Below are 12,232 nucleotides of genomic sequence, written 5' to 3' on the forward strand. Positions count from 1 at the left end.
TGCGTTCTCTGCGTTCTCTGCGGTTAAATAATTCCGAAAAAACTTCAGCTAATTACTCGAAGTCCGCCGCACCCTGTGTACTTCGTAAAAACCCTCTTCGTGATATTTCACGACAATCGTCTTAGGAGTAAAAGTTATCAGGAAGACATCTAGGAAGATCAGCAAGGGCGATCGATGGTTTGGCACTTTTTCCATGATCACATCTTCGTGTCTGTGGGGACGGAGGATGAGTTCAAACGCTTCTATATAAGCTATTGGAATCGCCATGAAGATTTTACCCAACACCCCCAACCATTCCCTCAAAGGTTCCGGGGGTGCGTAGCTGCGCGGCAACAGGAAAGCAATGATGATGCCGATCGCAATATTTGCCAAACTAAAATCGGCCGTAAGTAGAAACCAGATCGTCAGTCTTAATATTAGATGTCCAATCATGTTGGCAATGCCATCCAGAATAGTAGAAGCGAAATCAAGCTCATAAAACCGACCAAATGATCGAATTCTTCAAGCATACGTGGCAGTTTGATTGCCGTGCGTTGAAAAATTAGAAAATAGGCTAACCAACCAACGCCGATGATGGCGATCGCCTTAAGCATATTTTCCAGCGTATAGGCCTCAACATAAAAGGCATTGGCTGCAATCAGGCCACCTAGTAACAGCAACACCGCAGGCCAAAAACCGGGTTTGGCTGCTGTTTGTCCGCCACGGGGTAGAAAGATGAATTTAGCAAAAGAGATTGCTGTTCCGACTGCTGCGACATTCATCGCGATCGCTTGCCAGGGCTCCAAATTCTTCAGCGTCAACACCTTTGCCCCAAAGCCAACCAACAAGGGAAAGCCAGAGATTGATAAGCTAGCTATGACTAAAGCAATCCAGATGTTGGTATCGATCGGCTTCTGTTTCAATTCTTTCAGATTACGACTCGGTAACGATCCTGCAATCAGAAACAGCGACGATTTGACCAAACCGTGGGCCAGCGCATAAAACCCACCCACTTCCGGTGCAGCGAGGATAAAGCCCAACTGCGAAACCGTGTGAAAAGCCAACATCCGTTTGCTATCTTTTTCTAAAACGGCATAGAACACGCCCAGCAGCGCCGTCCCGACGCCAAAGATTTGGACGATGGGTGCCACCTCCTCCACCATCAGCGCACAGCGCACGAGGGGATATACCCCCGCTTTGACCACAATCCCTGACAGCAAAGCCGACACAGGCGTTTCTGCTTCCGAGTGAGTTAACGGTAGCCATAACCCCGATACAAACACACCTCCCTTAACCAAGAGTCCCATAAAGATCAGAGCGATCGCCTCTGGGGGCGCTGCACCCAAGCCTGCAAAACTGAACGAATGACTTGCCTTATAAACCAGCACGGCACCGACGAGATAAAACAGCATTGCCGTGTTGCTAATAAATAGATAGCGCAAAGCCACCCAAATCGATCGATCGGTGCGAGCATAGGCAATCAAGAGAAACGCCGCAATGCCGCTCACCTCTAACCCCACATATAAACTGATAAAGTCAGTAGAGGCAAAGGCCGCATTCAGGCTACCGTGTACCATCAGAATCTGTGCATAAAAAAATGCCGTCTTATCTGTGGGCCAACAGTAGATAATCACCGCTGCTGTGACTAAGGCATTGGTTAAGATGAAATACCCGCTCAAGCGATCGACTAACAACGTGACACTGAAATTATCCAGTAACTCCAGCGTCACCGCTGACGGCATAGCAAAAAGCAGGAACGCATAGGCAGCGGAGACGAGCGCTCCGAATATTGCGAGATACTTGTCAAGTTTCGGAATCAAATAAATACTAAACCCGACAAAAAACGGGAGTCCAATCCAGGCTAGCGTCAGGGTATTCATGGGGTATTATTCATCTCGATTTCGTTACTTTCTAATGTCGGATTATCTCGTGCCAGCTTCATCACACTAACCAGCATTAAAGCCTGAATCGAAAAGCCGATCACGATCGCCGTTAAGATCACCGCCTGGGGAACCGGATCGGCGTAAGCGACATTTTTCCCCTTTGAAATAATGGGTGTCAGCCAGCCTTCTCGCGATGCCACCACCACGTAATAGGCTATAACCCCTGTACTCATGACATCCATACAGACGATTTTCATGATCAGGTTCTTTTTAAAGATGATACCAAAAAATCCGCAAAATACTGTTGCCAATACCAATGCTTCTAACATGGAAATTGCGTGTTGGATAAGGGGTTTTGGTTATTATATTTGAATTAACGTATATTAGTTATAATGAGACTTAAACATTTTCTAGCCCCTCAAAGACCTGAAAACCTGTCTAGGTAAGGAAAAGAGTTTGTTGGCTGTTGACTGTTGACTGTTGACTGTTGGCTGTTAACTGTTAACTGTCAGTCAAAAAACTGAATGATGGTTGAGTGTTAACTGTTGACTCGATTTTACGCCCGGCGATCGAGCGCGGATTTGATATCAGAGGTGAAACCCTTGTCAATTCAGGACTGTACCCAATTCAAGCTCAAACCCTTTACCTGTCGCCGTTTGCCGCCATTTTTGACGTGACTTTTGTCTAAGTCCCGTTAGCGAATCTGTGACCGACAACGAAGTCCGATCGTCCATCAAACCCGGTTTCAGACCACTCGTTCGTCCAGGAGTGTTCAATTTAACTGGGGCGAACCTCAGTAACTTCAATCATTCCGCAAAGCTGCGATCGGATCTAAGCGAGCGGCATTCCGAGCCGGCAATACTCCAGCTAATAAGCCTACAGTAAAGGATAGCCCAAAACCCGCCGCAATCGACCATAAAGAAACCACAAACGGAAATTTGAACGCTGTCGAAGCCCCAAAGGCGATCGCAATTCCCAACCCAATACCCGCAGTTCCCCCCACAGTGGAAACTAAAATAGATTCCGCCATAAATTGAATGAGAATTGCTGCATTAGTAGCGCCTACCGCTTTACGAATCCCGATTTCCTTAGTCCGTTCCACAACAGACACCAACATAATATTAGCAATACCGATGCCGCCAACCACCAATGAAATTCCGGCGATCGCGCCCACCATCACCGTAAATAAACCTATCACATTGCTGAAAGTATTAACTATCTCAGCTTGATTTACCACTCGAAAATCATCCGGTTGTGGCGGATAAATATTGTGGCGCAAGCGCATGATATTTTCCACTTGAAATTGAGCATCCGCTAAATCCGCTTCGCCCGCAGTTTCCAACCAAAAACCCGATATCGCAATCCCCGCTAAAGAATTTCTCCCCACAATCCGCGAAGACATATTTTTGAGAGGAATATACACTCGATCGTCCTGATCGGTTCCCCCTACAGACCCCTTGCTTTCCATCACCCCAATGACCTTGTAGCGGTTTCCCTGAATGCGAATATCAGAGGATAGCGCATTAACTCCGGCTCCAAAAAGTTCGTCCCGCACCTTAGAACCGAGGACAACTACTGGCTCAGCAGCATTCAATTCATCCTCGTTAAAAAACCGTCCTTCTTGGGGTTGAATGTTCTTCACATCGGGATAATTTAAATCCGTTCCCAAAATCGAAGTAAATGAATTTTGTCCGCCGTAAACCACTTGCACTTGGCGCTGCAAATAAGCCGAAATCGCCTTAACAGCAGGAGCTTGTTTGCCGATCGCCCTAGCGTCATCCCAAGTAAGAGTAGTAGCAGAACCGCTTCCCTGACTGACACCTCCAGATCGCGAAGCGCCGGATAAAACCAACAGCACATTTGTACCCAAAGCCTTTAACTGTTCTTCAGTTGATTTTTGTACTCCCTGTCCCACCGAAGTAATGGCAATTACGGAAGATATCCCAATAATTACGCCCAGCATAGTTAAACTGGTACGCAATTTGTTATTCCACAGCGCCTCTGTCGCCATGAAAGCGATTTGAACGTTAGAGATTTTCTTAATAACTGGGCGAGTCTTTAATTTCATGTTATTTGTTATTTGTTATTTGTTATTTGGTGGCAACTTCTAAGAATTATGCCTAAATTGGCCCCTAATTTATCACCTGACGATGCAACCGGAAACCATATGATTTGTGGCACAACCCGCCGGGGATTGAAACCCCCGTCTCATAGTTAAAGTCGGTTGAAACCGACTGAAAATTCGTCTGATGATGCAGCCGGAAACGATATGATTTGTGGCACGATCCGCCGGGGGTTTCAACCCCCGTCTCATAGCTAAAGTCGGTTGAAACCGACTGAAAATTCGTCTAAAACCGATCTACATCAACTAACTCTTCAGTCCTCTTTCAGAGGACTTTCGCTATGAGACAGGGATTTCAATCCCTGGCGGACTCTGCGACGAACTAGCGGACTCTGCGACGAACCAACTAGCCCGGACTGCGCCGACTAACTACTAACGCAAGCGCGTTCCCCCACCCGGTTGCAAACCCGGAATTCCACCCGATGGATTTTGGGATCTAGGCCGCAATCCCGGCGGGAAACTCATCAACACTTTTTCATTTCCTTTCAAACCCGATCGCACTTCCGTCTTGTCATCCACCGTGATACCAGTCTTAATCGGCATAAAAGCAGGTTTGCCATCTTCTCCACCGGGAACAAAAACCCCCGTTTCCCTTTGTTGGCGGACAATTGCCGCAGTCGGGACTACCAAAACATTTTTGAGTTCACCAGCCTTAAACTCAACATTCACATTCATGCCCGATCGCAGCATTTGTTTATCATCATTAATAATTGCCGCTTTAACCTCAAAACTTGTCACATTTTGCTGGACGATCGACTGAGGCGAAATTTGAGTGATTTTACCTGAAAAAGTCTTTCCCGCAAAAGCATCGGCTTGAATAGACGCAGCCTGGCCGATCTTAATCTGAGAAATATTAGTTTCTGCTACGTTTGCTACTAATTGATTTTTTGAAGCTAAGGACAAAATCGAAGAAGAAGTAGCCGAAGAAACCGCACTACCTGCCGTAGTGGGAGTCACAAAAGCGCCCGGATCTGCGTACTTGCGGGTGACAGTGCCGGTGAAAGGAGCCCGCAGCACAGTGTCGCCGATCAGGGCTTGAACGCTTTGCAGGCTGCCTCTAGCGGCGAGAACTTGGGCGCGGGCTTGGGCGATGTCTTCGGGGCGGGAACCGGCTTCTAGCAGCGCCAAAGCTTGCTGTTTTTGCTCCACTGCGGCCTGGGCTGCTGCGATGTCTTCGGGGCGTGCGCCCGATCGCGCCAGGGCCAAAGCTTGCCGTTTTTGCTCCACAGCGGCCCGCCCCGCAGCGATGTCTTCGGGGCGCGATCCCGATCGGGCTAGGGTCAAAGCTTGCCGTTTTTGCTCGACAGCAGCCCGCGCTGAAGCGATTTCTTCGGGGCGAGTACCCGCTTGCAGCAAAGCTACAGCTTGTTCGGCTTGCCTGACTTGCGTTTGAGCTCGATCGCGCGCGGTGCGGGAGTTGTTCACAACTTGCAAAGCAAGGGCTCCAGCATTATAGAGTTCCTGATTTCTCTGAAAGTCTTCCTCAGCTTGGTTTTTGGCGTATTCGACATCTCTGAGTTGGGCGATCGCTTGGGCGATGTCTTCAGGCCTATTGCCCTTAAGCAATTTTTGTAAATTTGCCTGTTGTTCAGCTAGTTGTGCCTCAGCTACGGCAATATCTTGGGTTCGATTGCCGTTGAGCAATTTTTGTAAATTTGCTTCTTGTTCAGCTAGTTGTGCCTCAGCTACCGCAATGTCTTGGGTTCGATTGCCGTTGAGCAATTTTTCCAGACTTGCCTGTTGTTCTGCTAACACTGCCTTAGCCACAGCAATATCCTGGGTTCGAGTGCCGTTGACCAATTTTTGCAGGTTTGCTTCGGCGGCTGCGAGTTGTCCGCGAGTTTGGGTAAGTTGGCCTTGGAGGTTGGAGTCGTCCATGTAGGCGAGAATTTGCCCTTTTTCAACCTTATCTCCTTCCTTGACAAGCAAACTTTTGAGCATTCCTGAAGTTTTGGGGCTGACGTTAACGGAACGTTCGGGTACAATTGTGCCGTTTGCCGAAATTGTAATCGGCAGGTTCACCCTTTCGACAGCAACGGTTTTTTCCCTGCGTCTGGTTTCGCGGCTGGATTTGACTGTGAGTTGGCTGTAAGCTGTGTAGCCTACTCCTGCAAGCAGGGAAGCGGCAAGCAGCCCGCTAACCCACGGAGTCAGCTCTTTTTTAATCTGAAAGTGCTTTACTAAGTACATATAAATTAGACCGATCGGGCGTCTGTTCAATTTAGACCGATCGGGAACAGAAAAGGTTCAATTGAAGTCTGACTAGGTTTTTTCCCGTGTTTAATGCTTGCAGGCGATCGAGTTTAGCTCCCAACATCGATCTCCAGTGCAGCATAAAACCTGTTGAACCAAATGCGTGATAATGAATGAAGATAGTTTAATCTCGCATATCTTAATCCTTCAGGCAATTTGAGTGGGACGAAGCGAAAAACCTTGAAAACATCCGTAAACATCAGATTGATTTTGCCGATGTTCCCGCGATGTTTGATGGTGAAATGCTGATTGAGCTAGACCATAGTTTTGATTATGGCGAAGATCGCTGGTTTGGAATCGGTTTTCTCGGTTCTGGAATAGCGGTAGTAGTCTGGACAGAACGTCAAAACAATGTAATCCGAATCATTTCAGCGCGAAGAGCCAACCGTCATGAGCAGAAACGATTTGAACAGTACCTCTGGTACTAACTGGGCAGCCTTAGAGTCAAGGTCAGAAGAGAATATCGACTACTCAGATATTCCACCGCTGACCGATGAATTTTTTGAACGCGCGACTTTACGTATTCCAGCCGATCGAGCCCACAACTTAGTTCAGCTCGATCCAGATGTGAAGCAGTGGTTTGAGGCTCAAGGAGAACAGTATCAAACTCTAATTAATAACGTTTTACGCCAATATATAGAGAATAATAAAACTCAGCACTCAGCATAACCCTACGTTGCAAAGGAATTAGATTAATCGCGAACTGTCTACTCAAACCTTGTGGCTAAACCTACCTTTATCTGAAGAATATATCCTAATATATCCTACGTGTTGTAGTGATTTTACCTGCCAGCCATCAACACCTGTTCAGCAGTCAGTTTTAAATCTGGGAAAGTTAGAGAGACGATGGTCTGATTGCCCCGAATCTGCTGAATTTGATATTCCCCATTCACTAAAGTGCAAATAGAGAGGGTTGGTTGTTTGGGCTTCCCAATGTGTTGAGTACCACCTAATCCTGCGTAGTCTGCAATCCAATATTCAGGAATACCTAAAACTGCGTAGTCTTCGACCTTACGGGAATAATCATTTTGCCAGTTGCTACTAACAACTTCTGCCACAAATTTAATCGAACTGCCCAGTGTCAGGATCGACTCGTCAGACCAAAACAGTTCTTTGGTAAGTTCATCTCGATCGACAACTGCAACATCAGGTCGAAATGCTGTCATACCAATATTTGAAGGGCGCAATAGTCCCCGCTGAAGGACAAACCAAGGTAAGCCTGTTCCGTCGATCTGGACACAAATTTTTGTGGTAATGAAGGCTGCAACCTCCTCATGAGGGCCTGTTGGTTCCAAGTCGAATACCTCTCCATCGATCAGTTCATAGCGGTTATCGCCACCATAACGGGCGATAAACTCGTCAAAGCTGAGTGGTTTCTGTTGTATTGGTTGGTCGATCGCAATGGTCATAGCTCAACTTAGCCCAATCAATTCTTTTAGTATATCAGACATCTCCTAAAAAGCCTGTTTTGAACAGGCAGGATGCCTGTTCCACAAGAATTATGGGAGATGTCTATCAGATTGAATACGCGATGTGTGACGGATCAAACCGTTACCGATGCCCCATTACCCTATGCCCTATGCCCTATGCCCCATTTTCATCTCTTACGCCCCAACGCGAAACATTCATTTTACATTCCTAGAAATAGCGGACGATCGCATCGATCGAACTTTTAAAAAGTTCGATCGCCAATTTCCTACTCAACAAACAGCCGCTACACCCAATTCTGTAATCGCCGCCTCCGGGCCCACCAAAGAAACATAGGGTTCTACAAAATATTTCTTAGCAGCATCCCGCGCTTCTGAAGCTGTCACCTGTGCAATTTCTTCTTGAAATTGCTGGTCAAATTTAATTCCCAATCCCAAAATTTCATACCAACCTAAAACTTGGGCAATTTGCGAATTAGTTTGTTTTCCTAAAGCATATTGACCGAGCATTTTATTCTTGCAAGCTTGCAATTCTTCCTCGCTTAGTTGGATGCTGGTGAGTCGATCGACTTCTGCGCGCAATCCTTCAAAAGCAGTCGCCGTATTTTCCGGCGCCGTACCCATGTACACGACAAACTGAGCCGTGTCCAAGCGCGTCGCGTATAGCGCAGAAACGTCGTAAGCCAAGCCCCGCTTTTCCCGCAATTCCACAAACAATCGGCTCGACAAACCGTTACCCAAATAAGTATTCAGCAACTTAATCGCTGCGTAGTCGGGATTTCTGACAGAGGGTGCGAGGTAGCCCAGCATAATCACTGATTGCTGCGTATCTTGCGCTGTAACGACCGATTGAGGGGATGGTGATAGGGGGGGAACGCTTAAAGTTGGCAGGGGTGTTAAAGGCGCTTTCCAGTCCCCAAAAGTTCGATCGATCAGGGCGATCGCATCTTCGGTGGATATTCTGCCGGCTACAGAAATAACTACATTATCGGGACGGAAATAGGTTTTGTGGAACTGTTCGAGCTCGGTTCTGGTGAGCTTTGACATCGTAGCTTCCGTGCCCAAGGGAGAGAAAGCATAGGGATGTTCCTGGTACATCGAGTGCCGCAATTGCTCGAACGCGATCGCAAATGGCTGTTCTTGTTGTGATCGAATTGCCGATATGGCAATGCGGCGTTCGAGTTCGACTTCAGCTTCCGGGAAAGTAGGCGATCGCGTCAATTGCGCCGCCAACTCCAAAATCTCCTCAAAATCCGCAGAAACCGTCTTCAAACTTACTAAAAAATAGTCTGTAGTAGAGTCGGCACTCAACCTCGCTCCCACCGATTCTACACGCTCGGCAATTTCCAGCGAAGACAGCCGATCGGTTCCCTTAGTCATTACCGCCGACAGCAAGTGACACAATCCTGCTTGTTCCGGCTGCACGTAGCGACTGCCGGCCCGCAGGAAGATCCTAGCTGCAATAATATCTGCTGCTGGATTTTCTGCTGCTAAGACAACAATACCGTTGTCTAAAACCGTGCGCTGGATTTCATTTTTCATGGTTAATTTAGTTGGGAACTTGTACTGAGAGTAGCTGAAGTATTGGTAATTGAAAATGGGTAAGGGGTAATTGGTAATGGGTAATTGGTAATTACTTGATTGCCATTTTTCTATTTTCCATTTGCATCTTGTATGATGTCATACCGGGCAGGGCCTGACGCACAACCTCTAAATGTAACAACATCTATCCTGTAAGGTGTGCCACAAGGACAAAGAACCCTGGACAAACGCCGAACCTCTATCCCCTAGGGTGCGCCACAAGCACAAAGAACCCCGGACAAATGCCGAACATCTCTCCGGTACCAAAAATATATGTATTTTTACCCGTTTACCAATTAGATTGGTTTTAGCACCACAGCCGTGTAGCGGCGGGGAGAGAGATATTGTTGAGCTAGGCGCTGAAGGTCTAATGGCCCAAATGCTTTAATCCTGGTGGGATAGCTGAGCGCTAATTCGGCACTGGCGATCGTATTGTAATATCCATAAAGACCCGCTAGCTGTCCTGGCGTTTCGAGCGAGAAAGCAAAATCGTTGCACAGCAAACGCTGACAGCGGAGCAATTCTACCTCGGAAACTGGCTCAGACTGCAATTGCCAAAGTCGATCGCAAATCCGAGATTCCACCTGTTCAATATCTTTCGCGTCCAAGACTGCACTGATAGTAAATAAACTCGATTCCCGTTGCAACGAGAAAGTGCTGTCGATCGCCTCTACCAATTGTAATTCTTCCCGCAGTTCCCTGACTAAACGCGAAGTCCGCCCGTCTGCGAGCAACACCGACAGCAAATCCAAGCCGCAAGCACTTTGCAAGTGTTCAACTCCCGGGCCCGTCCAGGCCATCATCAGCCGCGCTTGTTCCAATCGCGGGAGGCCGAGCTCCTGACGGCGAATTTCTATCAGTGGCGGTTCCGCCTCAGCGGTTAATTTTGGACAATCCCACCGATCCGAAAACTGCTCGAATGCTTTCTCCGTAACATCTCTGGCCTGTTGTTCATCAATTCCCCCGACTACCACCACTGTCATATTTTCCGGCTGATAGTGCGATCGATGGAAACAGCGCATTTCGTGGGGAGTTCGCGACATCAGCAGTTCTTCCGTGCCCAATACCGATCGCCTGTAGGGATGTCGCTGATAAACTGTTTCCATCATGGCTTGGAAACCCAGCCAATCGGGATTGTCTTGAGCTTGACGGATTTCTTCTAGCACCACATCTCGCTCGCGATCGAATTCCCGATCAGGAATCGAAGCGCGCAGTAGCAATTCTGCCAGCGGCTGCGCTGTTTCTGCTAAATAATCGGCCGCAGCGTTGACGAAAAAATGGGCGTAGTCGTGACTGGTAGCTGCGTTGGCGACACCGCCCCGATTTTCGATTACCTGGTCAAATTCTCCAGGGGCGATCGAATCCGTCCCTTTAAATATCATGTGTTCCAGAAAATGAGCCATTCCCGACCAAGAATCCGGCTCCAGCGTAGCGCCAGCCCTCACCCACACGTCTAGCGCGACCACCGGTGTGGCCGAAATCCGCTGGTGAATGACCGTTAACCCATTATTCATCTTCCAGACATTGGCTGGGAACTCTAAAGCAGTGAGCAGTTGAGACAAGCTAGTTATTCTTAAACTTTAGTTAACTTCGGCTGCAACTATGGTAGCGCTTTCCAGCTCTGCGATCGGGATTAATTGATACAAAAGTCTGTTGACTGTTGACAGTTGACTGTTGACTGTTGTCAGTGGGGAGTGGGCAGTGGTCAGGAAGTAATTTTTGCTTTTTTTCAAACAACCTTGAGCCTTAATTTATTACCATTTTTTTGCTCAAAAGTCAATAGGTTGCACGGGATATTAATGAATCAGTCGGGAGAAAGAGGATGTTATCAGAATATATCAATAAATTAAGAGATGTAAGAACACTAAAGACCTTAAGAGGAGAAACGACAGATGGTAGCTACCTTAGAAGATACCAAGCGCCAAGCGATCGCAACTAAATTAGCAGACATGAAAGCGCTGCAAAACCTGTTGATCGCCAACGAGCAATTGTTCATCAATTCCTGCAACGACTCCGAATTGTGCGATCGCTTCCGGGATATGCTTGAGGACGATCGCAAGAACTTGGGCGTATTAGAAACTACGATCGTGCAATACGGCATTCAAGCCGAGCCCAAAGAAACCAGCGCCAAAATGATTGAAGAAGTTCAGAAACTCATGCAAGGTTCTGAACTCACATTGTTTGAAAAAGTCGCTCAGCACGAACTGCTCAAACACAAACAAACAATGGCCGGTTTGTTAATTCACAAAGCTGCTCAAGTAGTTGGCGCAGACATCGAAGCCGCGATTGTTCCCCTCAACACAGTTAACTTTGAGAACCGCGCTCACCAAGAACAACTCAAAGGAGTTCTCGAAATTTTAGGCGTGCGCGAATTGACCGGCAAAGACCCCGACCAAGGCGTTTGGGCCCGCGTGCAAGATGCAATGGCAGCAATGACCGGCATCATCGGCGGTGCAGTTACCCGCAGCAAAGATGAGATGAACATCACCGAAATCATCTCAATGGATCACCGCAAAACCGATACCCTCTTTATGGAAATCGCAAGCACTGACGATCCTCAAAAACTGCAAGAATTCTTCGGTCAACTTTACAAAGACCTCAGCGTTCACGCAGAAGCAGAAGAACAAGTTGTTTATCCCGCAGTTCGCAGCTACTACGGCAATACTCAAGAACTGTACAGCGAGCAAGCAGAAATGAAGCAGATGCTTGCCCAAATTAAGGCTCTCAACCCTAGTTCTTCTGATTTCAAAGCCCAAATCAAACAGCTCCAAACAGCGGTTAAAGATCACATTCGACAAGAAGAAAACGATATGTTCCCTCATATTCGCCGCAACCTGAGCGAAGCACAAATGGAACAAATGGCTACTCAATTCAAAGCAGCCAAAAGCACCATCCAGCAAGAAATGGCTAACCTGAAATAATTTAGCAGCGAGCTAATTGTAGCTCTAGCTGAGCTAAAAAATAGCTAAACTGCAACCTATCAATCC

13 protein-coding genes are annotated in these 12,232 nt (G+C 47.4%); 4 read left to right on the forward strand and 9 right to left on the reverse strand.

Annotation, left to right across the window (positions count from 1 at the left end; translation table 11 throughout):
- Positions 1–48: 48 nt before the first annotated feature.
- The 3 genes from QUB24_RS13425 to QUB24_RS13435 are packed head-to-tail and all read right to left on the reverse strand — an operon-like array spanning position 49 to position 2,191.
- Complete coding sequence (locus QUB24_RS13425) at positions 49–432, reverse strand: Na+/H+ antiporter subunit E (RefSeq protein WP_333153638.1); 384 nt, start codon at positions 430–432, stop codon at positions 49–51.
- The gene (locus QUB24_RS13430; RefSeq protein ID WP_333153640.1) at positions 429–1,859 is read right to left on the reverse strand and encodes a cation:proton antiporter; all 1,431 of its coding nucleotides are present in this window, start codon (positions 1,857–1,859) and stop codon (positions 429–431) included. The genes QUB24_RS13425 and QUB24_RS13430 overlap by 4 nt, the downstream gene beginning before the upstream one ends.
- Entirely contained in the window at positions 1,856–2,191 is a 336-nt protein-coding gene (locus QUB24_RS13435; RefSeq protein ID WP_015176833.1) for a cation:proton antiporter subunit C, read from the reverse strand. Before QUB24_RS13435 ends, QUB24_RS13430 begins: the two co-directional genes overlap by 4 nt.
- Before the next feature lie 206 nt (positions 2,192–2,397).
- Here QUB24_RS13435 and QUB24_RS13440 point away from each other — a divergent pair, with 206 nt between their 5' ends.
- Entirely contained in the window at positions 2,398–2,550 is a 153-nt protein-coding gene (locus QUB24_RS13440; RefSeq protein WP_333153642.1) for a hypothetical protein, read from the forward strand.
- A 114-nt stretch (positions 2,551–2,664) separates the two neighbouring features.
- Here QUB24_RS13440 and QUB24_RS13445 read toward each other — a convergent pair whose 3' ends face one another.
- Positions 2,665–3,930, reverse strand: a complete 1,266-nt coding sequence (locus tag QUB24_RS13445) for an ABC transporter permease (protein WP_333153644.1) — start codon at positions 3,928–3,930, stop codon at positions 2,665–2,667.
- Positions 3,931–4,356: 426 nt separating this feature from the next.
- A complete protein-coding gene (locus QUB24_RS13450; RefSeq protein ID WP_333153645.1) occupies positions 4,357–6,174 on the reverse strand; it encodes an efflux RND transporter periplasmic adaptor subunit in 1,818 nt (605 codons plus the stop codon).
- A 266-nt stretch (positions 6,175–6,440) separates the two neighbouring features.
- On the opposite strand from QUB24_RS13450, the gene QUB24_RS13455 reads away from it, so the two are divergent.
- Both QUB24_RS13455 and QUB24_RS13460 read left to right on the forward strand, forming a co-directional pair.
- Positions 6,441–6,665 carry a BrnT family toxin gene (locus tag QUB24_RS13455; RefSeq protein ID WP_333153725.1) on the forward strand — a complete coding sequence of 75 codons (225 nt, stop codon included), beginning with the start codon at positions 6,441–6,443 and terminating at the stop codon, positions 6,663–6,665.
- Positions 6,628–6,906, forward strand: coding sequence for a BrnA antitoxin family protein (locus QUB24_RS13460; protein WP_333153647.1), 279 nt, complete (start codon positions 6,628–6,630; stop codon positions 6,904–6,906). The genes QUB24_RS13455 and QUB24_RS13460 overlap by 38 nt, the downstream gene beginning before the upstream one ends.
- A gap of 113 nt (positions 6,907–7,019) precedes the next feature.
- On the opposite strand, the gene QUB24_RS13465 is transcribed toward QUB24_RS13460, so the two are convergent.
- The 4 genes from QUB24_RS13465 to QUB24_RS13480 all read right to left on the reverse strand — a co-directional run bounded on the left by QUB24_RS13465 (position 7,020) and on the right by QUB24_RS13480 (position 10,978).
- Positions 7,020–7,646: a Uma2 family endonuclease gene (locus QUB24_RS13465; RefSeq protein ID WP_333153649.1), complete on the reverse strand. Its 627-nt coding sequence runs from the start codon at positions 7,644–7,646 to the stop codon at positions 7,020–7,022.
- Positions 7,647–7,937: 291 nt separating this feature from the next.
- Positions 7,938–9,206: a pitrilysin family protein gene (locus tag QUB24_RS13470; protein WP_333153651.1), complete on the reverse strand. Its 1,269-nt coding sequence runs from the start codon at positions 9,204–9,206 to the stop codon at positions 7,938–7,940.
- Positions 9,207–9,541: 335 nt separating this feature from the next.
- On the reverse strand, positions 9,542–10,807 hold the full coding sequence (locus QUB24_RS13475) for a pitrilysin family protein (RefSeq protein ID WP_333153653.1): 1,266 nt from the start codon (positions 10,805–10,807) through the stop codon (positions 9,542–9,544).
- A gap of 18 nt (positions 10,808–10,825) precedes the next feature.
- Complete coding sequence (locus tag QUB24_RS13480; RefSeq protein WP_333153655.1) at positions 10,826–10,978, reverse strand: hypothetical protein; 153 nt, start codon at positions 10,976–10,978, stop codon at positions 10,826–10,828.
- 159 nt (positions 10,979–11,137) lie between these two features.
- Here QUB24_RS13480 and QUB24_RS13485 point away from each other — a divergent pair, with 159 nt between their 5' ends.
- The gene (locus tag QUB24_RS13485; RefSeq protein ID WP_333153657.1) at positions 11,138–12,166 is read left to right on the forward strand and encodes a hemerythrin domain-containing protein; all 1,029 of its coding nucleotides are present in this window, start codon (positions 11,138–11,140) and stop codon (positions 12,164–12,166) included.
- Positions 12,167–12,232: the final 66 nt, after the last annotated feature.

It is taken from the genome of Microcoleus sp. B9-D4 (assembly GCF_036705105.1).
Classification (GTDB): domain Bacteria; phylum Cyanobacteriota; class Cyanobacteriia; order Cyanobacteriales; family Microcoleaceae; genus Microcoleus.

Coding starts and splice junctions, on each gene's coding strand:
- QUB24_RS13485 (WP_333153657.1), top strand. CDS start 11,138: ATGGTAGCTACCTTAGAAGATACCAAGCGCCAAGCGATCGCAACTAAA.
- QUB24_RS13460 (WP_333153647.1), top strand. CDS start 6,628: ATGAGCAGAAACGATTTGAACAGTACCTCTGGTACTAACTGGGCAGCC.
- QUB24_RS13435 (WP_015176833.1), bottom strand. CDS start 2,191: ATGTTAGAAGCATTGGTATTGGCAACAGTATTTTGCGGATTTTTTGGT.
- QUB24_RS13465 (WP_333153649.1), bottom strand. CDS start 7,646: ATGACCATTGCGATCGACCAACCAATACAACAGAAACCACTCAGCTTT.
- QUB24_RS13445 (WP_333153644.1), bottom strand. CDS start 3,930: ATGAAATTAAAGACTCGCCCAGTTATTAAGAAAATCTCTAACGTTCAA.
- QUB24_RS13425 (WP_333153638.1), bottom strand. CDS start 432: ATGATTGGACATCTAATATTAAGACTGACGATCTGGTTTCTACTTACG.
- QUB24_RS13470 (WP_333153651.1), bottom strand. CDS start 9,206: ATGAAAAATGAAATCCAGCGCACGGTTTTAGACAACGGTATTGTTGTC.
- QUB24_RS13450 (WP_333153645.1), bottom strand. CDS start 6,174: ATGTACTTAGTAAAGCACTTTCAGATTAAAAAAGAGCTGACTCCGTGG.
- QUB24_RS13430 (WP_333153640.1), bottom strand. CDS start 1,859: ATGAATACCCTGACGCTAGCCTGGATTGGACTCCCGTTTTTTGTCGGG.